Annotated in this window: 24 protein-coding genes and 1 pseudogene; 17 read left to right on the top strand and 8 right to left on the bottom strand. The window is 59.9% G+C overall.

Annotated elements, in window-relative coordinates; translation table 11 throughout:
* Position 1: 1 nt before the first annotated feature.
* The 13 genes and pseudogenes from V5B44_RS21915 to V5B44_RS21855 all read left to right on the top strand — a co-directional run bounded on the left by V5B44_RS21915 (position 2) and on the right by V5B44_RS21855 (position 10,718).
* On the top strand, positions 2-790 hold the full coding sequence (locus V5B44_RS21915) for a S1C family serine protease (protein WP_434735508.1): 789 nt from the start codon (positions 2-4) through the stop codon (positions 788-790).
* 629 nt (positions 791-1,419) lie between these two features.
* A complete protein-coding gene (locus V5B44_RS21910) occupies positions 1,420-2,658 on the top strand; it encodes a tyrosine-type recombinase/integrase (protein WP_332361167.1) in 1,239 nt (412 codons plus the stop codon).
* 2 nt (positions 2,659-2,660) lie between these two features.
* On the top strand, positions 2,661-2,918 hold the full coding sequence (locus V5B44_RS21905) for a DUF4160 domain-containing protein (protein WP_287633968.1): 258 nt from the start codon (positions 2,661-2,663) through the stop codon (positions 2,916-2,918).
* A gap of 5 nt (positions 2,919-2,923) precedes the next feature.
* Positions 2,924-3,184: a DUF2442 domain-containing protein gene (locus V5B44_RS21900; protein ID WP_287633969.1), complete on the top strand. Its 261-nt coding sequence runs from the start codon at positions 2,924-2,926 to the stop codon at positions 3,182-3,184.
* A gap of 119 nt (positions 3,185-3,303) precedes the next feature.
* Complete coding sequence (locus V5B44_RS21895) at positions 3,304-3,924, top strand: hypothetical protein (RefSeq protein ID WP_332361166.1); 621 nt, start codon at positions 3,304-3,306, stop codon at positions 3,922-3,924.
* A 132-nt stretch (positions 3,925-4,056) separates the two neighbouring features.
* Positions 4,057-4,275, top strand: a complete 219-nt coding sequence (locus tag V5B44_RS21890; protein ID WP_332361165.1) for a helix-turn-helix domain-containing protein — start codon at positions 4,057-4,059, stop codon at positions 4,273-4,275.
* Between the two features lie 188 nt (positions 4,276-4,463).
* The gene (locus V5B44_RS21885) at positions 4,464-4,817 is read left to right on the top strand and encodes a CHC2 zinc finger domain-containing protein (protein WP_332361164.1); all 354 of its coding nucleotides are present in this window, start codon (positions 4,464-4,466) and stop codon (positions 4,815-4,817) included.
* On the top strand, positions 4,814-7,090 hold the full coding sequence (locus tag V5B44_RS21880) for a YfjI family protein (protein WP_332361163.1): 2,277 nt from the start codon (positions 4,814-4,816) through the stop codon (positions 7,088-7,090). The genes V5B44_RS21885 and V5B44_RS21880 overlap by 4 nt, the downstream gene beginning before the upstream one ends.
* Positions 7,087-7,827 carry a Panacea domain-containing protein gene (locus V5B44_RS21875; protein WP_332361162.1) on the top strand — a complete coding sequence of 247 codons (741 nt, stop codon included), beginning with the start codon at positions 7,087-7,089 and terminating at the stop codon, positions 7,825-7,827. The genes V5B44_RS21880 and V5B44_RS21875 overlap by 4 nt, the downstream gene beginning before the upstream one ends.
* Entirely contained in the window at positions 7,824-8,282 is a 459-nt protein-coding gene (locus V5B44_RS21870) for a hypothetical protein (RefSeq protein WP_332361161.1), read from the top strand. Before V5B44_RS21875 ends, V5B44_RS21870 begins: the two co-directional genes overlap by 4 nt.
* Positions 8,283-8,360: 78 nt before the next feature.
* Positions 8,361-8,849 (top strand): hypothetical protein, encoded by a 489-nt coding sequence (locus V5B44_RS21865; protein WP_332361160.1) that lies wholly within the window; start codon positions 8,361-8,363, stop codon positions 8,847-8,849.
* 5 nt (positions 8,850-8,854) lie between these two features.
* A complete protein-coding gene (locus V5B44_RS21860; RefSeq protein WP_332361159.1) occupies positions 8,855-9,616 on the top strand; it encodes a DUF1828 domain-containing protein in 762 nt (253 codons plus the stop codon).
* Positions 9,617-9,764: 148 nt separating this feature from the next.
* A pseudogene (locus tag V5B44_RS21855) lies at positions 9,765-10,718 on the top strand (IS1595 family transposase).
* On the opposite strand, the gene V5B44_RS21850 reads toward V5B44_RS21855, so the two are convergent.
* The 6 genes from V5B44_RS21850 to V5B44_RS21825 are packed head-to-tail and all read right to left on the bottom strand — an operon-like array spanning position 10,715 to position 17,102.
* Positions 10,715-11,248, bottom strand: coding sequence for a hypothetical protein (locus V5B44_RS21850; RefSeq protein ID WP_332361158.1), 534 nt, complete (start codon positions 11,246-11,248; stop codon positions 10,715-10,717). The pseudogene V5B44_RS21855 and the gene V5B44_RS21850 sit on opposite strands and share 4 nt — an antisense overlap.
* A complete protein-coding gene (locus tag V5B44_RS21845) occupies positions 11,245-11,709 on the bottom strand; it encodes a helix-turn-helix domain-containing protein (RefSeq protein WP_332361157.1) in 465 nt (154 codons plus the stop codon). Before V5B44_RS21845 ends, V5B44_RS21850 begins: the two co-directional genes overlap by 4 nt.
* Positions 11,648-12,085 carry a hypothetical protein gene (locus tag V5B44_RS21840; protein ID WP_332361156.1) on the bottom strand — a complete coding sequence of 146 codons (438 nt, stop codon included), beginning with the start codon at positions 12,083-12,085 and terminating at the stop codon, positions 11,648-11,650. The genes V5B44_RS21845 and V5B44_RS21840 overlap by 62 nt, the downstream gene beginning before the upstream one ends.
* Complete coding sequence (locus tag V5B44_RS21835) at positions 12,082-13,299, bottom strand: restriction endonuclease subunit S (RefSeq protein WP_332361155.1); 1,218 nt, start codon at positions 13,297-13,299, stop codon at positions 12,082-12,084. The genes V5B44_RS21840 and V5B44_RS21835 overlap by 4 nt, the downstream gene beginning before the upstream one ends.
* Positions 13,296-14,939, bottom strand: a complete 1,644-nt coding sequence (locus V5B44_RS21830) for an HsdM family class I SAM-dependent methyltransferase (RefSeq protein ID WP_332361154.1) — start codon at positions 14,937-14,939, stop codon at positions 13,296-13,298. The genes V5B44_RS21835 and V5B44_RS21830 overlap by 4 nt, the downstream gene beginning before the upstream one ends.
* Before the next feature lie 9 nt (positions 14,940-14,948).
* Positions 14,949-17,102 (bottom strand): DEAD/DEAH box helicase family protein, encoded by a 2,154-nt coding sequence (locus V5B44_RS21825; protein ID WP_332361153.1) that lies wholly within the window; start codon positions 17,100-17,102, stop codon positions 14,949-14,951.
* Between the two features lie 1,038 nt (positions 17,103-18,140).
* On the opposite strand from V5B44_RS21825, the gene V5B44_RS21820 reads away from it, so the two are divergent.
* Complete coding sequence (locus tag V5B44_RS21820) at positions 18,141-18,863, top strand: hypothetical protein (RefSeq protein ID WP_332361152.1); 723 nt, start codon at positions 18,141-18,143, stop codon at positions 18,861-18,863.
* Positions 18,864-18,949: 86 nt separating this feature from the next.
* Positions 18,950-19,624 carry a hypothetical protein gene (locus tag V5B44_RS21815; protein WP_332361151.1) on the top strand — a complete coding sequence of 225 codons (675 nt, stop codon included), beginning with the start codon at positions 18,950-18,952 and terminating at the stop codon, positions 19,622-19,624.
* 506 nt (positions 19,625-20,130) lie between these two features.
* Here the strand turns inward: V5B44_RS21815 and V5B44_RS21810 are convergent.
* Both V5B44_RS21810 and V5B44_RS21805 read right to left on the bottom strand, forming a co-directional pair.
* Positions 20,131-21,951, bottom strand: a complete 1,821-nt coding sequence (locus tag V5B44_RS21810; RefSeq protein ID WP_332361150.1) for an RDD family protein — start codon at positions 21,949-21,951, stop codon at positions 20,131-20,133.
* Positions 21,952-22,043: 92 nt separating this feature from the next.
* Positions 22,044-22,679, bottom strand: coding sequence for a thermonuclease family protein (locus tag V5B44_RS21805; RefSeq protein WP_332361149.1), 636 nt, complete (start codon positions 22,677-22,679; stop codon positions 22,044-22,046).
* A gap of 135 nt (positions 22,680-22,814) precedes the next feature.
* On the opposite strand from V5B44_RS21805, the gene V5B44_RS21800 reads away from it, so the two are divergent.
* Both V5B44_RS21800 and V5B44_RS21795 read left to right on the top strand, forming a co-directional pair.
* On the top strand, positions 22,815-23,330 hold the full coding sequence (locus tag V5B44_RS21800; protein WP_332361148.1) for a hypothetical protein: 516 nt from the start codon (positions 22,815-22,817) through the stop codon (positions 23,328-23,330).
* Positions 23,327-23,626, top strand: a complete 300-nt coding sequence (locus V5B44_RS21795; protein ID WP_332361147.1) for a hypothetical protein — start codon at positions 23,327-23,329, stop codon at positions 23,624-23,626. The genes V5B44_RS21800 and V5B44_RS21795 overlap by 4 nt, the downstream gene beginning before the upstream one ends.
* The last annotated feature ends 45 nt before the right edge of the window (positions 23,627-23,671 follow it).

Genomic DNA, 23,671 nt, shown 5'->3' with positions numbered 1-23,671 from the left:
GATGGCCGGATTGGTGGCCGCCAGCAGATTCCTGCTGGCCATCCTGCTGGGCGGGACCCTGTTGGCGGCCAGCCACGCCTCGGCCGATCTGCCCGAGACGATCGAACGCATCAAGCCATCGGTGGTGGTCGTCGGAACCTATCAGCAGACGCGAAGCCCCCAGTTCGTGATGCGGGGTACGGGTTTCGTCGTCGGGGACGGGCGCCAGGTGGCGACCAATGCGCATGTGATTCAGCAAGCCCTGGATGAGGCTGCCGGGGAGCGACTGGCCATCGTGACGCGTTCGACTCCATCAGGAGCACAGCAGCGTCCCGCCAGGGTGCTGACGGTCGACAAGGCGCATGATCTTGCGCTGCTGCGTATCGAAGGGCAGGCGCTGCCACCGGTGACCCTGCACGAGTCCGACCCGGTCAGGGAAGGACAGTCGGTCGCGTTTACCGGTTTCCCGATTGGCGGCGCCCTGGGTCTTTCGCCAGTGACGCATCGCGGCATCATCTCGGCCATCACACCGATCGTCTTGCCCGGTGCGAATGCGCGCCAGCTCAATGCGAGGGTCGTCCAGCAGATCAGGAGCGGCAGCTTCGACATCTACCAGCTGGACGCGACGGCCTATCCCGGCAACAGTGGCGGCCCCCTGTATGAGCTGAGTCGTGGCGAGGTGGTCGGCATCATCAACATGGTCTTCGTCAAGGAGAGCAAGGAGTCGGTCCTCAGCAAGCCGTCGGGAATCAGCTTTGCCATTCCCGTGCGCTTCCTCCGCGAGCTCATGGCGCAAGAAGCGAAGCAGTAGTCGACCAGCCCCAGAAGTGGGATGAACGACAGGGTCGCCGGATTGATCGGATCGGGGAGGTGCTTCCTGGTCTTCCGGGCCGAGAGTTCTTGGCTACTCGAAGCTCCCTGAGCATTGCTGAGTGACCTCCCTCCCGTCGATGGACTCGTCCCCAGTCAGACGATTATCGCTTCCCTTCGCGGTCACTCGGTCCCGAGACTGTCCGGTACCGGGTGCCCTCGTTGGCGGCTGGCCGGCGATCGGTACCGGGTTTCCTCATTGGAGGCTGTCCGGCGTCGGGGCCGGTAATCTGTCCCGCTGGTTGCCATGCGGGCGGGTTGCGCCTGTTCATCCGGGGGATTTTCGGGGCACGTAACCCCGGTTTGAAAAACTGCAGACTGGCTGCTGCTGACTCATTGAATGGTTGGTGGGGCGTCAGAGACTCGAACTCTGGACCTACGGATTAAGAGTCCGCGATTCTAAGTAAACCTACGGATTAATCAACCTTAATCTTCCTTGACCTAGCAGTAGGTTAGCGCTACACTGACCTTAACGGGGTTACACGAAACTGCATAGTTTTTGACCGCAAGTGTAACCCCGGCGTAACCCCGGCGTAACCCCGGAGCAAACCAAACGCATAAGGTCAAGCCATGAGCGATGCATCGAGATTCCAGTTCAACAAGGAGCGACTCCTTGCTCTGCCTTCTCCTGCGGCTGGTACGCGGGCAACCTATCACGACGCGAAGACACCGGGCCTGCAGCTTCGCGTAACCCCGGCAGGCGTGAAAACCTTTTCCATGTACCGGCGCACCAAAGGCGGCGGGCCGGAACGGGTGACCTTGGGCCGCTTCCCGGCCATGACCGTAGAGCAGGCACGCAAAGCGGCTTCAACGGTTAATTCAGAGATCGAGCACGGCGCGAACCCTGCCGAAGTGAAGCGCGCACTCAAGGCGGAGCCGACACTGACGGAGTTGTTCACCGAGTACGGGACAAGACACGGCGTAAGGAAGCTCTCTTGGCGCGACGATGAGCAGCGGTTCAGGGACTACCTGCAAAAGCCGCTGGGCGACCGCAAGCTTACAACCATCACTCGCCAAGCGATCATACGCGTGCTGTCTGATGCCGAAGCGGCCGGAAAAGCTGCGGCGACGGTTCGCCAGATCCGGGCGTTGGCGTCTGGCATCTTCGGCAAGGCGATTGAATGGGGCTATCTCGAAGCGAACCCGGCGCAGGGCGTCAAGGTGGCCGGACGCGTGGTGAAGCGCGACCGCTTCCTGCAAGCCGACGAACTGCCTCGCTTCTTTCAATCGGTGGCGGAAGAGCAGAACGAAACGCTACGGGATTACATCCTGCTGGCGCTACTGACCGGCGCACGACGGGCCAACCTGCTGGCCATGCGCTGGTCGGAAATCAACCTGGCGGATTGCGTCTGGCGCATTCCCGATACCAAGAACGGCACGCCGCAGAACGTGACCCTCTCGCCTGAGGCGGTAACCATCTTGCAGGCACGACAGGAAGTTGCCATGCCCGGCGCTGTGTTTGTCTTCCCTGGCACCGGTGCAAGCGGGCATATCGAGGAACCGAAGAAGGCGGTCATTCGCATCATGGCGCGGGCCGGTATCCCCTACGGGCGCACCGACCCGGATGGCGTAACCCTTCACGATCTGCGGCGCACGCTGGGAAGCTGGCAAGCCAAGACGGGCGCATCAATGGCCATCATCGGCAAGAGCCTGAACCACAAGAGCCAACAGGCGACCGCGATCTATGCGCGACTCGACCTTGATCCGGTGCGGGCGGCCGTCAACACGGCAACGGCGGCGATGATGGAAGCTGGCCGCATGAAAGAGGCGGCGGAAGTAGTGCAGTTGCCGAAGCGGGGCGCGGCGTAGTCATGCCGGAAATCTCGCGGTTCTTCGGCATCGTCATTTACATGAACTGGCGCGAGCACCCGCCAATGCACTTTCACGCCGTCTACGGCGAGCATGAAGCCTTGATGACGCTGGACGGCAAAGTGTACGCCGGTTCGCTACCGGGCCGGGCACTGTCGATGGTTCGCGAATGGATGGCGCTGCATCGGAACGAAATTGAAGCCGACTGGAATCTTGCACAACAGAAGAAGCCGCTGAATCCGATTGATCCTCTGGAGTAACGATCATGATCCTGCACACCACAGAAGTAACCCCGCTGCCAGGTTATCGCCTGTTCCTGCGCTTCAACAACGGAGAGTCCGGAGAAGTGGATTTGTCAGGTGAAATTGACGGAGAAGTGTTCGAGGCGCTACGTGATCCAGCCGTGTTCGCCACGGCAAGTCAGCATCCGCTGATGCGCACGGCGGCATGGGCCAACGGCGCCGACCTCGCACCCGAATTCCTGCTTGATCTGATGCGCACGCAGCAAGGCGACCGGGCCGCGTGACCTGAGAAAACCTGTTTTGCTGCGCCTAGCCCGAGGCTGATCCCCGAGGGCGAAAACCGGGTTCCCTTGCTCGGCTGGCGCGGCATCCTGAATCAAGGGCGAAGCGTGAAAGGGCCGCTGTGGACCGTAGCTACACATTTGAGGAACTGGACGCCGCAACTAGCTTGACGCCTGAACAAGTGAAGGAACAGCGAGCACGGGCCGAAAAATCTACCTTTGACTACTGGCTGAAGGCCCCAGCATGGGGCGCAACAAATGCGGCAACACTGCTAGAACTGCGCTTTGCCGAAGATGGCCATGATGATGATGGTGTATCGATAAATGTCGACTGCCTCATCATTGGCCTGCTCCGGCACTTCCAGCGGTTCGGGTTGATTGACAGAATTTGTAGAAATTCTGACGGCAAACTGGAAGTGCCAAATACCAAGCTCCCCCCTTCAGAATGGATCAAGTGCTATCGTGACTACCCTGGCGCAAAGCCGCTTCCATTTGACGATCCGACGCCGGCGATAAAAGCCACTTCGCCAGGCCCCGAAAAGCCTCTGAAACCGAACGAGCGGAACAGCCTGTTGACCATCATTGCGGCGCTTTGCGAGCACGCATCGATCAAGCACCAAGACCGCGGCGCGGCGGGCCGGATAGCGAGGATGAGTGAAAATATTGGCGCGGCTGTTTCTGAGGACACTGTGCGGAGGGTACTGGCGCAGATCCCCGATGCGATGGCATCCCGCATGAAATAAGTAACAAGCACCGCATGCGGCTTTTCAGATCCCGCATGCGGACAAGCCCGTTTTCCCTTGCTCTAGCCTTCGCTCCATGAACTGCGCTGTGCAGTTCTGAACTGCCCCATGCAGTTCCTATTGGAGCGAACTATGAGTATTCAGAGCATTATCGAAGCGGGCCGCGATCTTCTCGACGAGAAAGAAGCAGCGCAGTTTCTCGACAATTCCCCCGGCACGCTGTCTGTGTGGCGTAGCACCGGGCGCTACAACCTTCCATTCATCAAGATCGGGCGCAACGTGCGGTATCGGCGCGCCGACCTTATTGCCTGGCTGGAAAAGCGCACCCGCGAAACCGGCGCAACGGCATAGGGGGCGACAATGACCCAACCCAACAAAAAGCCGCCCCGGCGGCCGCCGGAAGCGGCTGAAGGTACTGCGTTCGCTGCGCGCCATTCTACCGCACTCGACCCGCTGAGAGGCTGGTTCGCCCTGGCCGGCAGCATCAAACCCTCGCGCAATCGACCACAGAAACGCGGCTGGCAAAGGAGGGCGAAGCGATGAACGCTCCCCACAAATTTACCTCGACTGCGATCAGCGTGACTGTCATTCAATCGATGCAGCCACCCCGGCGGCACGGTTTCGACCGTGGCCGCCTGCCCGACCCACTCACCTACTACGCCACCGAACTGGATACCCTGCGCGGACACGGGCGCAGCGCCACCGCGCGCTGTCCGTTCCACGACGACCGGCACCCCAGCCTTTCGGTGAATCTCGACACCGGCGCATTCCGCTGCCGCGTGCCGGCGTGCGGGGCGCATGGGCGCGATGTGCTGGCCTTTCACATGGCGCGCTACGGCCTGCCCTTTGCCGCCGCCGCCAAGGCGCTGGGAGCGTGGAGAACAAAAACATGACCGAACAGATTTTCACGCCAGACCCGGAACCGGGCACTGACACACTGGACGCAGTGCCGCCGACAACTTGCAGAGAAATCGAGGCAATACCGCTTTGCGCCGCTACCACCGTCCCGCCAGCCCCGACTTTTCCGCCGCTCAAGGTCGCCATCCAGAAGTCCGGCATCAAGACCAGCGCCATCGAGCCTGCCGAACTGCCGTGGCCCGCGCTGGTCAGGCGCCTGCGCGACTATGCCGGGCAACCCCGCGCCGACCATCCGGACGGCCTGCCGGCCCTGATCTATGCCGACTTCGGCGACGCCACCACGCGCCACGACAAACACGTCCGCACCATGAGTGCCGCAGTTCTTGACCTCGACAGCGCTGTCGACCTTGACGCCACCCGCGCTGCGCTGACCGGGCTGGAATATGCGTTCTACACCACCAAGCGCAGCACGCCCGACGCGCCGCGCCTGCGCGTGCTGCTGCCACTCACCGCGCCGGTGCCCGCCGCCGACTGGCGCGGCTTCTACGGTCAACTACTCGACATGCTGCAAATCCCTGGCGCCGATGCCTGCGCCGAAAAGCTTTCGCAGCCCTTTTTCGTCCCGCCCGGTGGCGGACTCTTCGAGCACGGCCAAGGCATTTGGCTCGACCCCGCGCCCTTGCTGACTGCCGCCAAGCAAGCGGCCTTCAACGCCCTGCCTGAACCGGAAGCCATCGGCCAGCACCTGCCGCCCGTGCCGCCGCTCGACCCGAAGCTGATTCCCGCGCCATTGCGGGGATGGATTGCCGACGTTGCGCACCGAATGCAATGCCCGCTCGACTATTGCGCCGTCGGTGCGCTGGTGGCGCTGGCCGGCGTCGTTGGTGCGTCCATCGGCATCAAGCCCAAACGCCGCGACGACTGGCTGGTTGTGCCGAACCTGTGGGGCGGCGTCATCGGCCCGCCGTCGAAGAAGAAAACGCCCGCGCTGACCGACATGCTGAAAGCGCTGGGCCGGCTCGAAAGCAGCGCCGCCAGCGGCACCCAGCAAGCCAAGGCAAGCGCTGCCGACCCGGAAACCAAGATCAAGCAGAAGATTCTGAAACAGGAACTGGAAGCCGCCATCAAGGCCGAACGCAGCGCCGCCGCCCTGACCGAAGGCGCGGACGCCTACGCCGAAGCCAAAGGCAAGCGTTCCCGCGACAACTCGGGAAAAACCGCGCCCCGTGCCGCCGCCGTCATCAAGCTGGAACTTGCCGCACTGACCGAGAAACCGACCGGCATCCTGCAAGCCCGCTTCCGCACCAACGACGCCACCATCGAAGCCCTGCACGACCTGCTTTCAGCCAACCCGCGCGGCATTCTGGTCTTTCGCGATGAACTCGTCGGCCTGCTCAAAGGCTGGGAGAAGCAAGGCCACGAACAGGACCGCGCCTTTTACCTTGAGGCGTGGAACGGACACGGCAGCTTTCCGCTGGATCGCATCGGGCGCGGGCACGTCATCTGCGACAACATGTGCGTGTCGATCCTTGGCGGCACGCAGCCGGACAAGGTGCGCGGCTACCTCTATCAGGCCCGGCAAGAAAACGACGGCCTACTGCAACGCTTTCAGTTGCTGGTTTATCCCGACACCGCGCCCTATGCCGGCATGGTCGATGAATACCCGGACGCCGCCGCGCGTGATGCCGCCTTTGGCATCTTCGACACCCTGGCCCGCGCCGACTTTGCCGCACTGGCGGAAACCGACACCTACGGCATGATTCCTTTCCTGCGTTTTGGCGACGCCGGGCAAGTCCTGTTTATCGACTGGTACGACCACCTGCACCGCCACCAGATTGAAGCGCCGGACGAAGCGCCGTTGATCGTGGAATACCTCTCGAAACAGCCGAAGACCTTTGCCGCACTGGCCCTGTTGTTTCACCTGATCGACCGCGCCAACGCCATGCAACAAGGCCACGCGCCCGGCCCGGTCAGCGAGGCGGCAGCGCAACACGCCGCCGGCTGGTGCAAGTATCTGGAAGCCCAAGCCCGGCGCATCTTTGCCCTCGGCCAGACCCTGCAAAGTCAGGCGGCCGGCGAACTAGCCCGCCGCATCGACGCCGGCGCGCTCGACGGCGCGGACAGCTTCACAACGCGCGACATCTACCGCAAGCAATGGCACCTGCTGGACGACGCCGAAATCGTCGGCGATGCCCTCAACGAACTGGTGGAAGCCGGCTGGCTACTGCGCGATGCGCAGGCGGCCGGGTGGCAGCAACGCGGATGCGTGCGGTATCGGGTGAATGCAAAAACAAGGAGGAAGCTATGATTCAAGCCAGTGCAGCCATGCCAACGGCAAAACGCATCAGCCAGATTCCATCAGCCGAATCCGGCTATCGTGATAAGATTACCGGTCTAAAGAGCTTCGCTTTTCAGACGAAATGCGAAACTCAAGCGCGCAAAGTCACCAGCATTTTTGGGGCAGTCGCGACCTATAACGAGGAGGCCATGCTAGTCAGCCACGAGCGCGAAAAGATGATTAACGCCGTCATCTACTTCGCCAAAAACACCCGCTTCATGGGCAAAATCAAGCTCTGCAAGCTGCTCTATTTTCTTGATTTCGAGCATTTCAAGGATACGGGCCGCTCCGTCACGGGCATGGACTATTTTGCCTGGAGGATGGGGCCGGTTCCGGTCGACCTGTACGAAGAGGTCGACATGCCGGAACCCGACTTGGCTGAGCGTGTTGAGTTCATTGAAAAACCGACGCGCAACGGGACCATGCTCGTTGTCCGGCCATTAGCTGATTTTGACGACAGCCACTTCACCAAGCGCGAACTGCGCATCATGCAGGGTCTTGCCGAAGAGTTTCGCGATATGCGGGCCGACGACATGATCGAAGCCACGCATCTGGAAAACCAGCCCTGGCATAGGATTTACGTCGAAGAACAAAAACGACAGCAAAAAATCCCCTACGGCCTGGCTCTTCGCAAACAAGAAGCCGACGCTATGCAAGACGTAATCGCTGAGCGAGAGGCGTTCGTCGAACACTTTCGTCCGGCATGACCCCCGGCACCCTATTCGTAGACCGTCACTTCACTTTTCACGACGGCGACGAAGCAAAAAAAATTCTGGTTTCTCTTGGCACCGCTCACGGCCTCACCCTCGTTGTTAAAACAACTTCGCTGGGCAAGCGCTACAAGAACGACTTCGGCTGCCAGTCCGATCACCGCTTTCCCAACTTCCATCTAGTTCAAAACTGCTGTTGTTTAAGCAAGCCCACGTGGGTTTGCCTAGACGAATATTACGAGTTCAAAGATGCCCAGTTGTTGCAACGCCATTTCTCCGGCGACATAAACCGCATTGGCACTTTGTCCGACGAACTGACGGAAGCCTTGATGTCTTGCGCCTTGGCATCAGAGGACATTAGCGCCCGACAAACGGCAATCGTTGAAAGCGCGCTAGAGTCGTTTCGTGCCGCTCGCGCTCAGGACGAGCAAACGCCGGAAGCTGATAATTAGCCAATGGACTTTGCCGAGACCATCAAATCGCCAACGGGCAAGTGGGTGTCCATCCGTTGTTGGCGAGGCTTGTAAGACATGATCGACCGCGCCGACATTGACGCCTTTCTCGCTGCCCCCAAAGCCAGCGTGGCCGCAATGAACTGGCGCGAAAAGCTATCGAAGAAAGACCCGCAATGGTGGGAATTCGTGTCGGCGCTTGAAGTTGGTGGCGTCGTCATGGAAGACGCCGTCTTTTGCGTCCAATGGCGGAGCGCCAAATTTGGATCGCAGGACAAGTACAACTGCGCCCTGCTGTTCAAAGGTTTGCGCGTTTACGCAGTTGATTTCGACCCGGACGGGCAACATACCAACAAAGTCGGCATTGGCCGCCCTTGGTATAAAAAGCGCTTCGGTCCGGGAGCCCATGAGCATACGTGGTCAGACGATGGCGAAGGCTATTGCGAACCCATCGACCCCGCTTTCCCGAATTTTCAAGCCCTGTTTGAGTATTTCTGCCAGCATGCCAAACTGAACGTGTCGGGTGGCTTCGTTTCCCCGCCATCGGTACAAATGCCTTTACTGTGATGACCATGAACTGCGCCAACCTTCTTGAAAATCTCGGCTACGCCTGCGCCCCACGCGCCAACGGTGCGTTGCGGGTCTGGTCGCCGTTTACCTTTGATGATGGCGAACACCTTGCCGTCTTTCTTGAACCTTCGGGCAATGGTCAATGGCTGGTAACCGACCACGCCGACACGCTGATGCACGCCAGCGCCTACGGGGCAAACATCACCAAGTCGAAACTGGATCGCATTCGCAACCGGTTCCAAAAAGTCGGCATTACCGACGGCGGCGCATTGTCTGCCGTGGCGTCCGACGATTCCCTGCCCGATACCATCACGAACGTACTGAACACTGCCATCGCCATCAGCCACCTTGAATCAAGCTGGCGGCCGAAATCGCACGAACAACGCTTTATCGCCACCGTAGGGAAAGAACTTTCGGCCGTTGCCGGCAACGCGCTGCAACGTGACGTGGCCGTTTCCGGCGTGTCAGGTCATCAGGTGAAGTTTCCATTCGCCATCGACAGCCCAGACACGGGCCGGCAATATATCCAGCCCGTTGCCTACGGTGACGAGCGATTGGACTGGGCCAACGTCTACAAAGCGCACGGCAAGATGTTTGACCTCAAGAGCGCAGGGGCGGAAGACTCGCAGCGCGTTGTCGTCATTGAAGACCAACCCGGTGATGAAGAAATTGGCAAAGCGGTGACCTTGCTCAGTTACACCGCGATGGTGTTGCTGTATAGCCACCGTTCGCAGTGGCTACCACGCTTCCGTCGCGCCGCGTAATACCAAAAACCAGAGCGCCGCTAACACGCGCCCGGCGCAAACCACACGCCTATTTCTCCTCCTGATTAGCAACGATCGTCAGCTGGGCGCATCTGGTGAGCCCGGCTGGGCTTATCCTGAACTCTGTCACCACAGGGAGGTCAGGGCCATGGCAATGAATCGAATTCAGTTTCAACCCGGTTTGTCGATGCCAGAGTTTGCTAAGCGCTTCGGAACCGAGTCGCAGTGCGCAGCAGCGCTGGAGGCGGCGCGGTGGCCGAACGGGTTTTCCTGTCCGCGCTGCGGTGGAGCGGGACACTGTGTTCTGCGCGGGGGTTCCTGCAAGGTTTTCCAGTGCAACGCCTGTCGGCATCAAACGTCGCTGATCGCCGGGACGGTGTTTCAAGGCACCAAGCTGCCGCTGACCGTGTGGTTCCTGGCGATCTACCTCATCAGCCAGGCCAAGACGGGTCTGTCGGCGCTGGCGCTGAAGCGACATCTGGGCGTGAGCTACCCCACCGCCTGGCTCATCCACCACAAGCTGATGCGGGCAATGGAACAGCGAGAAGAGCGCTATGTGCTCGAAGGTCAGGTGCAGGTCGACGACGCCTACCTGGGAGGCGAGCGTACCGGCGGCAAGGTCGGGCGCGGTTCGGAGAACAAGGTGCCCTTCGTGGCAGCCGTCTCGTTCAGTGAGGAGGGCCACCCCTTGCGTGCCAAACTCACGCTCGTTCCCGGTTTCACCCTGACGGCAATTGCCCAGTGGGCCAAGAGCAACCTCGCTCCGGGATCGACGGTGCTGTCGGATGGTCTGGCTTGCTTCAACGCCGTCATCGACGCAGGCTGCGTTCATCAGCCGACCGTTGTCGCCGGGCGAAAGCCCAAGGACCTGCCAGAGTTCAAGTGGGTCAACACGGTGTTGGGCAATCTCAAGACCAGCCTTTCGGGCTGTTACCACGCGCTTGCCTTCCGAAAGTAGGGTGCTCAGTACCTCGCGGCTTTCGCCTACCGATTCAACCGCCGATTCGATCTCAGGACCTTGAACGCGCGGCTCCTGCTCGCCGCCGTAGCCTGCTCGCCGCTGCCCCAGCGCTCGATTCGGGCGGCTGACGTTCATTGCTAATCAGGTTTCTCCTTAACACGCCGTGCGGCGGGCTTTTTCCCCGCCAGTCTTGGCGCGGTCGGTTTAACGTCTGAATCAGGTGCTGAAACCGCTTGCAAGGCCGCACTTTCTGGCATCGTTTTGATGCGAAGTCGTGGTCCGATGATTTCGCCTTCCTCGGTAATCGCCGTCACACGCAAGACCGTCGGTGCCGTCACGGCAAAAGGCGAAAATGCAAGAGCGCTGTTGGCATTCAGGCGGGTCGATCCTTCCTGAAAGGATTGCGACGCCTTGGCCATAGCGTCGTCCGGCAATTCGAGCGAAACAAGCTCATGGTCGTCTTGCATGATTCGTATTTTTAACGACTTGATCGGCCGATCCAGCGGTGTCGAAACTGTCACAAAGGCGCAGAGCTTTGGCAGCAGGACAGGAATCTCAGCGACAAGCAACTCGCCCTGATAGCACCCCATCAGCGAAACCTTTTCGCCAAGCTCCTGACGAATGTCATCACAGAAAACCGCATGAACAAAACGGTCAGCATTCTTTTTCATGGCGTTTCCTTCGGCATCAAAGCATCAACAACGGCAGCGACCGGGGCGCCCAGCGCTTCTGCAAGCCTGCGCATGGTGGACAACTGAGGGTCAATGCTGCCGGTCTCCAATCTTCCAATATAGGACTGACTGGTTCCTGCGCGACGTGCAAGCTCGGCCTGTGACCATCCGCGTTCCAGTCGCATTTTTGCCAGCGAAGGGCTGCCCGAATAAAAATTATCGGCGACCCATTGCCGCCCTTTGGCGACTGCGTTCGCCCCTTTTGGCGTGGCTGCAAACTCGGCCAGCAAATCATCAATATCCACCGCGCCAGGGACAGCCACCGGCGCAGAAGAAAGGTCGATGTTCCGAACGAATAAGGGATCAGTGGCGGTTTCTGTCGCCAGCGATTCCGTCGCTTCAGTGGAGGGTAGTGATACCGAGCGAACGATAAGCGGCGAGGACGCGCTGGGTTGCTTCATGGTCGTCTTCATAGTTGAAATCGCGATGGACAATGGCAAGAATATGGTAGTGGCGGCTGCTGGGTTGGTAAGCGTAGACCACTCGATATTTGAGGGAGCCTTTGGGGCAAGTCCAGAATTTCAAGCGCCAAAGGTTAAAGCCGGTCTTCCAGAACTCAAGCCATTTGCTGACATTGTAGGACTCCGATCTGTCTTTTCCGAATTCATGGTCAAGCAGTGAATCGATAATCTTTGGGTCGCGTTTGGCCTGTTCCAGGAACGCAGCGATTTTTCCTGCCGGACCCGGATCAGCCACCATCAAATCGCGTAAATCCTGCGCCGCGTCGGGATGCAGCGACAGGGGGACGATAATGCCAAACTTGGTATTGCGAGTCAAGCAACATCCCCTTGCGAAATCGTCTCCGATGGAGCAAAGCAACGCGCCAGTAGCGCGTCGAAGGCGGCTTGCGCCCTGGCCGTGGCGGTAGTCTGCTGCGAACGAATGGAAGCAACCATGGCTGACCATTCGGCGAAGGCTTTTTGAATCGCGTGCGGCGCTATCGGCAACGGCAGTTCATAGAGCTTGGCCTGCGAAATATTGCGCATTGAGGCGCTGGTTCCGGACGAGAGCTTGCCCAACTCGCGCCGAACATGAGCGGACTGGAACAGTGCGAGCATGTAGGCCGGTTCCAGCGGTTCATTCCAGACGAAGCGCCAGAGCTTGTCGGGTAGCAGTGTCTGGCCGTCGGTGCTCTCGACAATCGCCGTCGCGCCGACCAATTCTTCCGTGTTGGCACGGGAAAACAGCATGTCGCCGGGTCGGACGATGTGCGAAGCCGGCGGGCTGTAATCGTCCGGGCTTGGTTTACTTTCGGATTCCCGATAGACGCCGGAGGTCACCGCGCTAACTTTCAGAATCCGATACAGCGAACCGTTCTCGGAGCCTGCCTGAATGTTTTTTCCGCCCTCAAATCGCGCGACAAAATCCGACACCTTCCGAACCGGCCAGCCCTTCGGGTTGCTCGCCGGGTCGCCGAACATGTTGAGGAACAGCGCGGGGATGACTTCGGCGGCTTTTTTCTCGGCTTCGCGGCGCAGGCGAACGATGCCCTCGGCTCGGGAAAGCAGATCGACGACGCGGCGTTGATCGGGGAGCGGTGGCACCGGAACGCCAATCGTCAGGTAACGCTTAGTTTCGAGATTCCGTATTCCGGTTGTCTGCTTTTGATAGTGGCTGGTTTTTCCCTTTGCGTGAAAGTGCCACAAGAAGTAGAACAAGAACTCGCTGAGAACATCGGATTTCGGTCGAAGACGAGCGATAAAGTTGCCGAACGAGTGCTGTATTGCATGCCCCCGAAATAGGCATACACGCCCGACCGGTTGCTTCGGGCCTCCTCCGGATTTTTCCAACAGGATGTCACCCTCTTGAATGAGCTTTGCCTCTCGCTTTCGCTCGTCGATAGCCCGAAATGTCAGGTTAGAGAAGTCAATGGTTCCATCATTGTTGAAGTTTGTTGAGCGGATAACGCTTACTCCATTCTCTGTATCCTCGTCACCCCAAAGCCCCGAATCGGACAAGTCGAGAAGTTGCTGCAATGGAATGCTAGTCACGCCGCCTGCTCCGCCAACGCGACCCGCAACGCCTCCACTTCCTCGGCAATCTCCACCTCAATCGCTGCCAGTTCATCCAGCAGTTCGCGCGGGTCGCGATGGACGGCGGCGGATTGATTCATCGGCCGGTAGCGTCCGGCCGAAAGATTAAAGTCGTTGGCGCGAATCGCCGCCGCATCGGCGAACCACCAGCCTTGCAAAAAAATCGACTCGTCGCCACTTTGTCGTTCCTGCCATTCGGCCCAGCGCTGCTCGCGTTGCCGGTAAATTTCAGCCAGTCCCGGCAGGTCGTCGGCTTCGATTACGGTTTCGTGGTTGGCGTCGAGTTTGTAGCCGTCGTTATCGGCGTGCAGGAACAACACGCGCTCGGTACTGCCACCCTTCCTGAACAGCAGCGCCGAGGTCTTGACCCCGGAATACGGCTGAAAGACGCCACCGGGCAGCGACAGCACCGCCTCGACGCGGTTGTTCTCGATCAGTTGCCGGCGCAGTTCCTTGTGCGCGCCGGTGGAGCCGAACAGCACGCCTTCGGGCACGATGACGCCACAGCGGCCATCGGGCAGCAGGCTGCCGAGCATGTATTTGATGAAGAGGATTTCGGTCGCGGTCGAAGTGCCGACCTTGACGTCTTCGCTGATACGGTCCTTGTCTAGCCGTCCGGAAAACGGCGGATTGGCGGCGATGACGTGGTGCCCGTCGGCCGGCAAGCCCAGTTCGCGCTTGGTTTCAGCATCGAGCGTGGTGGTCAGCGCGTTGCGCTGGCGGATGCGCACATTGGGCAGGCCGCGCAGAGTGAGGTTCATGGTGGCGAGGCGAACCATTTTCGGGTCGACGTCGTTGCCGAAAAAGGTTTGCTCTTGCAAGACGCGCCACTTGGCGGCCGAGAGCGCATTGCCGTTGCCGCGCGGAATGCGTTTGCCGTCGATGTCCACGGTCTCTATGCCATCGGGCGTGGAGTTGGCGAGTTTGATGTAGTCGAACACTGCCGCAAGAAACCCCGCCGTGCCCGCTGCCGGGTCGTAGGCGGTTTCGCCAATTTTCGGGTCGAGCATGGCGACGACGGCGCGGATGATGTGGCGCGGGGTGCGGAACTGGCCGAGTTCGCCAGCCGTCTTGATTTGCTTCAGCACATGCTCGAACAGATCGCCCTTGGTATCGGCATCGGCCTCGTCGAGGCGCAGGCCATCAACCTTGCCGATCACCTGGGTCAGCACCACCGGCTCGTCGATCACCAGTCGCGCGCCGTCCATGAAATTGACCGCGCCACGTGCGGCGACTTCGGTATGGAAGGCGAAAACCTCGTCGCGCAGGAAGCGCGCCAGATTTTCACCGGTGAGCGCCCTGGCCCACTGCGACCAGCGGAAACGGTCGCGCGAAATGCTGTCTTGGCCGCCGGATAGGCCCATGGCCGGGGCGTTGAGCGGATTGCGCAGTTTCCAGTCGCCGACGTAGATGCTTTCGACGGGCTGCTTCATCAACCGGGCACGGGCTTGCGCCTGGGTGTCGAGCCCGTCGGCGAGGTAGAAGAAAAACAGGAAGGCCAGTTGCTCGGCGTTGGTCACCGGGTCGGGATAGCCGCCGCCAAACAGGTAGTTGCGGATGACTTCGATGTCTTGGCGGAGTTGCGGGGTCAGGGGCATGGATTTTCTTTAATGGGTTGCCGACGGGCCAGACGCGGAATCTTCGCCGGTCGGGTTCCGATAAACGGATAGGGAAAGCTCTTGAATGAGGGTGCTCAGGGTGTCCTCGCCGCCAAAAAGTTCGACCGCGCGGCGCTTGCCGCCTTGAAGGCTGAACGGCGGGAATTCGAGGTGGTCGAGCGTGAAGTCGTCGAACTGCTCGGCGTTCTCGCGGATTTGTGCTTCAACATCATGCAACCAGCGTTCTTGTGCCGGCGTGAAGTCGCGGCTGACCAGCCAGCCCTCGAAGCGCGCGCCGAGTTCGTTGGCTTTTTCCTCGGACGCTTCGAGAAAGACAAAATTGCCGGCGTCGTCCATCGTCACCCAGGCGCGCGTCGTCGGGTCGATGTCGTCGTCCTGATTGACCGTGACCAGCGTGCGCGGTGAGTAGTAAGGCGATGGTTTGGACTCGATCACCTTGCCGCCTTCGGCATAACCGTCTTCGCCTTCGTGTACGGCAGCGACGCCGACAAAGTCGAACAGGGTAAAGATGGGTTTGCCCTGCGCCTTGCGCGTTCCCCGGCCGCGCATCTGGCGGTAGAGCGAAACGGACTTGGTATAGCGCGCAAAGACCAGATTGACGACTTCCGGGCAGTCGAAGCCGGTGTCGAGCATGTTCACCGAGACCAGTACCTGCGGGAATTTTTCTTTCTTGAAGCGACGAATCCGCGTCATGCCGTCGGTGGTGTCTTCGTCTTGCCCCATGCCGGAAACGACGTAATCGGCGTATTTGATTTCCGGCGAGGGCTTGAGGTGGGCGAATTCGTTGTCAATCATGGTCGCCAGTGTTTCGGCATGGCGTTTGGTGACGGCAAAGACGATGGTCTTTCCGAGCAGGGGCTTGCGGAGAACGCCCTTGCTGTCGGTGTAGCCCTCGTCCATGACCTTGCGGAATTCACGCACGATGGCTTGATTGCGCGCTGGTATGGTGAATTTACGCTCCAGGGCATTGGGATCAATCAGGATGTGCGCTTGCGGGGGCTTGAGATTCGCAGCGGCGGCGAAGGCGTCTTCAAGCTCCTTGCGCGTCTTGGCATCAAGGCCGTCCCACTGAATATCCTCGCGAAGTGTTTTGATCCCGTCGGCGGTCGCGGTCTTGACGGTCCTGGCTTTGTAAATCTGGTAGCCGACCAGATAACCCTCGTCGATGGCGCGCTTGAGCGTGTAAGAAAACGTCGGCTTGTCCACGCCGAAAAAGCGCAGGGTGTCGCGGACAAAAGCCGTTTCATCGTCAGGAGTTCCGTCGTCGTTGGGCGGCTTGACGCAGGGTGTTGCGGTCAGACCGATCTGGATGCCATCGAAGTGTTCGAGCACCTTGCGCCACTTGCCGTAGATGCTTCGGTGGCATTCATCGGTAATCACGAGGTCGAAATACCCGGACGAATACTCGTGATAGATATTGACCATCGATTGCAGCGTGGTGATGGTGATGCGCTGCTCGTCCTGAAACCGCCGCCCCGCGCGGAGAACGTAGCAAGGCAACTCTTTGAGGTGTTCGGTAAAGGCATCTTCGGATTGCAGTGCCAGCGGAATGCGATCCACCAGAAAAAGTACGCGGCTGACAACGTTGGCCGAAAACAGCCGCTTGATGAGCGCGGCAGCGGTTCGCGTCTTGCCAGTGCCGGTCGCCATTTCCACCAGCAGCTTGCGCCGGCCGAAGCCGATTTCGCGGCACAGAGTTTCGATGCAATCCTGCTGGTAATCGCGACCGGCTATGCTTTTGTCGATGTCGACACTCAGCGGATCTACGCGCATCTGCCGCATGGCGGCACGGCGTTCGAGGTCGGATTGCGAGAAGAAGGTGCGGACCGGACGCGGGTGCGCCTCGCGTTGCCAGTCCCAGAAGAGGATTTCCTTGCCGTTGGCCAGAAAGACGAACGGCACGTTGGCCATTTCGGCGTTGTGTCGCCCTTGCTCGGCGCCGTCGGCGGCGTTGATTGATTCGCGCTTGGCTTCGACAATCGCCAAGCCCCTTCCCTCGCGACCGCAGAGCAGATAGTCGGCACGGTCGCCATCGGCCAGTGTGTATTCATAACGCACACTGATGCCATCGCTGATATTCCAGTTTTGGTCTTTGAGCTGGGCTTCGATCAGGGTGCGGGCGAAGGCTTCGGTTTGCGACATGCTTTTCTCTTCTGGATTTTTCGCAATCATACTTGCCGAGCACAACTAAACCAAAGGCATTAATATGTTTCGGCAATAACGACCAGAAACGCTTGCCGTTTTCTTTGAGGGTGTGCCGCGCAATGTGTCCAGTGTGTCAGTTCCCGCGCCAGCGTTTGCCGCGTTTCACTGCATCACTCTGGACCGCTCCGTCACGGCGCTTGCAACAACCCCGCAAGCCCCGCGCCCTCGCTACCGTGTCGCGGACGCCACCACGCCGTCACGCAAAAAGCCGCGCCACGGCTTTGTCGCGTTCGGCAAACGCCGTCCGGTGACGACGGCCACTTGCAAAAAATTTCGGCCAACGCCACTTTCCGCCGCGTCAGCCGGTAAAGCTGGCTCATGGCTCCAGCGGCTACGTCGGCAACCCCGCGCGGTCTGTCCGGCTGTCACGCCGCTTGCCCTCGCTGCGGCCTACATAACGCCGCACTATGCGCCATTGCCTGCTTCAGTCGCCACGCTCCTTTCGCCTGCAACGGTCCGGGCTTCGCCCCGCATAGCAGGCGTTATGCAAACCTGGCTCCTGCAACCGGCGCGCCAGCCTGCGTCGGTGCCCTGAAAATCGCCCCCGATTGGCCGTCGACCGCAGCATTCCAGAGTTACGAACTACGGCCGCGCCATATGCCATCGCGCGCCCCGACGCCCGGCACATTCCTCCGCAGGCCCGGCGGGGCTGCCTGCAACGGCTCGTACTGCGTTGCTCGTTTCCGTTTCGGCAGCCTCGCCCCCCATCCGCCCCAAGAGGCTCCCCAAAAGCAAGTCGACCACCGTGTCGCCAGTGCCAACTTTTCTACGCTGGCCCGCTTTCGATCAAGATAGACATCCGCAATCGTTGAAAGATCATTCGATAGTGTGTGACAATATTTGTGTCGCAGCCAATAGCCGCACCCAGTCAATCGAGCCATGAGCATGAATCTCCAAATTGTAGAAGCAGCACCGACGGTGATTCCCTTTCAGATGGATTTGCCCGACGCTGCACCGGTCGCCGGCTATCAGGCAGTGCGCTTCAACGCCATGAAACACGGCATTTTGTCCAAGCTGGTGGTACTGGCGCACGAGGACGGCGGCGACTTTGACGACATGCTGGCGGCGCTGATCGATGAGCACAAGCCGGCGGGCATGACTGAGCAGCATTTGATTGAAGAACTTGCCGCGATCATATGGCGCAAGCGGCGGGTATTGCTGGCCGAAGCGGCGAAGATCAACGAGGGCTTGAAAGCGACGGTGAGTAATGCGAAGTCGGTCACCACGTCAGCCGCACCTTTTCAGCGAGGCCTGTCCGCAGAGAATGCGATCCTGCAAGACCTGATGATGGAAACCCCGGAACAGATCGCCGAGACGCAACGCGATGCAGAACTTGACCTGGCGGCAACCCGCAAGGCATCGGCGATCCTGCACAAAGGCGGGCCGAATGCCTACGACAAAGCACTGCGGGCGCTGCGACAAGATTCGCGCGACTGGTGGCAATCACAGATCGAGGAAGAGGAAAACTCGGCAACCGCTGAAGGGCTGGCGCAGTTCATCCGTGAATCGCTCCAACCGCTGTGCTGGCGAACGGCGCGGGAGGCCCAATACACCCCGGCAATCAAGGCGCAAATCTTGGGCGAAGGGCTGCGGCCGCACCTTTTGGAGCAACTTAACCGCTACGAAACGCACCTGGATCGCAAGTTCGAGCGAACACTGGCCATGATTCTGAAGCTGAAAGACCTGCGCGGCGCATGAAGTGCAACACCATCAGACCGGCGCAATGCTAGGCAGGACAAGGGTTTCAGCAGATTCAGGCAACAATGACCCAGCAGAATTGCCTGATGATTTCGGTAAAATCCGGGAGCAAGAAAATGGGCGGTATCGGCAGCGGGCGACGCTGGCACTACGGCGCGAAGCGCACCACTGAAGACTCGATGCCACTCGACATACGCAGGCTGCAACGGGCCGGCGTCCTGATCCAGGGGCAGTGTTTCGGGTGGGAGTGGACCGTCGGTGGCCGTGCGGTGGCCAGCATTCAGAGTCGGGTGGAAGTTGATCGCGTCATTCTTCTCTACCGACACCGCAGTGGTGATGATGAAAGTTGGCAGGATGTCGAGCAGCCGGTTCGCTTCGATCACACGCCCTGCACCTACGGGGGGGCGAGGCGCTGGTGGGTCTGTCCGTCCTGCGGTCGGCGCGTCGCCGTTGTCTACGGTCCCGGCAGACTGTTTGCCTGTCGCCACTGCTACCGTCTGGTCTATGCGAGTCAGCGAGAAGCGGAGGACGATCGTGCGCGGCGGCAGGCGGAGAAGATCAGGCAGCGGCTGGGTTGGCCGGCGGGCATTGCCAATCCCGACGGAGAGAAGCCACAAGGGATGCACTGGCGCACGTTCGAGCGTCTGACTGCGGCACACGACGTGTGCGCCGAGGCATCACTGGCGGGCGTGGTGAAATGGCTGGAGTCGATGAAGAAGCGGCAGTGTGGTGTGCGCGATGATGCAGACGGCTGGCGCTGAATTTGTTTCGCAAAACGGTCAAAATCGGCGTTCGTTGGTACGTTGATAGCGCGGTGAAAAGTGCACCGCACAATGCCAAGCGCAATTCAAAGCACGAACCGTGCCTCTAATCTAAGCGTTTGGCGTTAACGTGGTAGTAATCATTTCTGGCGCGAAAAGTGCTAGTGTTGCAGTGCGCAATGCCTTCGGCAACACGCAACGGCGACGATCAGGCGGGTTTCGGTGCACAGTAAGGGAAGTATCGCCGCGCGGGTGATCGCTCCGCCAGCGTCGATTCTGCAAGCCCTTGACGGCCTGCCACTTGCCCCGCCAGTACGCTGCCAGGTCTTCGGTTCTACCCATCGCCTTCGCCTGTCGGAAGCTCGAGAGGGCGGGCGGCTGTAGGTTGAAAGGTGGGCACGTTGGACCCGTAGGCTCGGCTCGCGACCAAACTCGCTAATCGAGCGAGGCGAACGGATGGTTGATGGTGGTGCCCCCCACGGATGAGGCACGGCCCGCCTGCTCGTCTACCGCCCAAGAATCTTGCCTAATTCCCAAGAAGCGGAAAGGCGCTGACCCTCGCTGATCTGAGATGACGTCATCCTTTGTTCGATCATCGATCTATTGCTCACGGCGTTTTCGTTCCCCGCCGCCGCGGCTAAATTGAACCACGTGTAGGCAAGAACATAGTCCCTCGGCACTCCCAAGCCATCAAAGTACATCGCTCCAAGGTTGTTCTGAGCCTCAGCGTTACCCTGCGCTGCCGCCCTCTGATACCACTCGATGGCTTTGGTGTAATCTTTGGGTACACCTTGTCCTTCACGATACATCGACCCAAGATCGAACTGTGAGATAGCAATGCCCTGCGCTGCCGCCCTCTGATACCACTCGATGGCTTTGGTGTAATCTTTGGGTACACCTTGTCCTTCACGATAAATCACTCCAAGGTTGTTCTGAGCCGCAGCGTTACCCTGCGCCGCCGCCCTCTGATACCACTCGATGGCCATTGCGTAATCTTGGGGCACACCTTGTCCTTGTCCATAGATGAAGGCAAGTTCGGCCTGTGCTTCCGCATCTCCTTGGTTGGCGCGCTTCTGTAAACTGTCGCGCTCTGCAACCGGGTCTCTTGGGGCAGTAGCTTGCGGGCTCTTCGGGGCTGCGACGAGGTCAGCAAAAACCCCGCCAGTCTTCAACTCCTGTTTTACAGTCTGCTTATTGAGAGAACTGAGGACCAGACTGCTCGACAGCAGGAACACGCTTAACGATGCTCCAAGGAAAAACCTAAACGAGCCGATCGTTGCCTGCGTAACCGTTGACGCAACTTTGCGGTCCCAAGAGGTGCGGCCCGTTGTCGTTAAGGCCTTATATCCTCGCCACCAGAAGAGCGTTGTTAATGCGGGAAAGAAAAAATAGCACGCGTTGCCGCTGGCCCATGCCCAAAAGGCTCGACGGAAGGCGCTTTTCAGTTCCAGGAGTCCACCATCTTCGGCGCTGATGCGAAGTCCAAACACAGCCTTGCCTATAGTGGTGCCGAGTAGTGAGACGGACACTGCCTCATACCCAAGCAGCGCGACCCCGAAAACGGCTGCGCCAAGTAACGCCAATGGGATGGCTCCCATTTTCCAGTCGGGCAACGTGAGCGCCATCGCAGTTGCTGCGGTGAGAGCTACTACAGCGACGACCGCAAGATCAATCGCTCTGGCCAAGAATCTGGCCCACGGAGCCACTTCGCAAATTGCTCCTGCCGGCGCCGATTCCTCCTGTTGCTGGGCTGGCGGCGCAGCAGCAGGCGAACCCGAATCATTTCTACGACTGCGGCTCTTCAGCGAGTCCACACGATCCCGAATGTACCGGGCCTTGGTCGCTCGCTCATCGCCGTTTTCACAAGCAAAGGCTTTGGTCCAAAGACCTTCATCCCGACGGTTAGCGGACAGCTCCTTGGCAACAATCAGATAGAGACTGGTGTCGTCATCACTTGGCACGCACCCGTTCGAGGGAGTGTCACTGCAAATTTGGCCATCATCTATTGTGGTTGGAGCTGATGCTATTTTATTCCCGGCGCTCTTCCCCGCCGGCCTGACATTTTTGCCTTTTGCCCAATCCCACAGGATCAGAAGCCCAACGAAGATCACCGCGCCACGAAGGAAGCCGCTAGGAAAGCCCCAGCCATAGAGTCGATCTAGATCCCTCCAAATAGCATAGAGAACCAGCGCCAAGCCACAGCCAACTGCAAAAATTGCCCATCTGATTGGTTTGCTAAGTGGTTTTGTGCCCGAAAGTTCGCCTTTCTCGGCCGCAGCTTGCGCGACGGTATGTTTGTCTGCTAATCCATAGGTATTCTTGGTCATTGAACCCCCCGTCCCAAGGCGTCAAATCGCCATCTTCCGCACCCGCTGCCACGCCGCCTCGCCCATCGTCACCGGCCACCGCTTCAGCCCCATCAGCGATCGCCCCTCCGCCACTCCCACGGCGGCACCGGGTGACCATCTGCCCATAATCCTACCCTCTTCGCCCTCGCCTCGTGTTCGGCGAACTCATACCGACCTGCATCATCCGGCGACTGCTCCCAGGCGTACTTCTCGTACCACCAGGCAAGCCCGAGCGTCAGCTGCGCGAGTCCTGCGTCGAGTGTCTTTGGGCACTGACTGGCCCGGCAGCCCGGGTCCGCGACCATCACCTTGCCGACGATGCACTGGTACCGATCCTGCTTGTGCCAGTGTACGTCAACTGCCTTCCAGAAGACCATCGCCGCGAGAGACTCTTTGGAGCGCCGCCCGAACGGCTGAGCCTTCGCGGGCGCGTCGATGCCGGCGACGCGGATCTTGTGCTGCTGGTGGTGCGCGTCCAGGATGGTGATGGTATCGCCGTCGGCGACGGAGGCGACGGTGCCGGTTAGGGCAGTGGCGCGGGTGGTGAGAGAGACGAGAAGCAGCGGGGCGGCGACGAGTAGATGGGCGACGCTGCTGGCGGTCCTGGTCATTCTCGTTTCCCTTTCGCTGCGGCATTTTTGGTGATCATCCTGCCGGCCGGCGACGCCGGAGCCACCCAGGCTGCGGCCGATACCGGCCGGCGTCAAGTCCGGGAAATTCCCGCGGTCTTTACATGAGCAGCCAGAAGTCTATACTCTTGGCAAAGACATGCCGCCGACAGAGCGGCTTTTCGTTCGGCACCAACGAGTACGCGGCGACCGAACAAACGAGAGGAGTGCGTCATGTATCATCTGGACGAAAGAGCGGCAGCGGCCGGCAATCGCATCGCGAACATTGCCCAACTGAGCGAAGCCGCAAGTCTCAGGCTTCTGTCGGCTGTCGACAACACCGTAGATACCTTGGCCGGGGTGTCCAGAGTCACGTCCGGATTGTCGGTCATGCTCGCAAAAACGGCTTCTGAAATCGATGCTCGCACGGTTGTCGAGGGAGAGTACATCGACGAAAACGACGAGGCGATCGATGTCCTGGCGAGCGCCGCGGCTCGCATGAAGACGCTCCTGACACAGATCGTGCGGCGCCGAGCGGCGATCGACAGGGACAACCGGCTGAAGGGCCACCACTGCGAGTCGCTTCACGAGTCATACGAGCAGGCCACGGCGGAGATAGCCGATCTGATCGAGGTTCTGGAGAACACGCGGGCCGCGATCATCACCCACGACCTGAAGGCCGAACCGCGAAGCAACCTACAGACGTTTGAGACCGTCGAGGACCTGATCGACAGCCTGCACGGCGCATGACAGTACCCGGCGCGGGGGGTGTCATCATCACGTCTTGGAGAAAGACCAAGCGTTTTCACAAGGACTACGACCGGCTGCCATTGGACCTTCGCGATCGAGTTGATCTGAAGCTTCAGGATCTGACGAGACCCCTGCGCCCGGCCGGGCTGATTTTTGAGAAGCTGAAGGGCTACACCTCCCCCGACATCTACAGTTTCCACGTCACCGGGAACTACAAGGTCACGTTGGAGATCGCCGACGGGTGCGCCCTGCTCCGGCGGGTTGCCGACCATGACGAGATCAACCGGGCGCCGTGACCGCCTTCATTGCTACCGTGGTGGCCGGGTTCGCTCTGGCGCCTG

The organism is Candidatus Accumulibacter necessarius, assembly GCF_036625085.1.
This window is presented reverse-complemented; position numbering and strand designations above follow the sequence as displayed.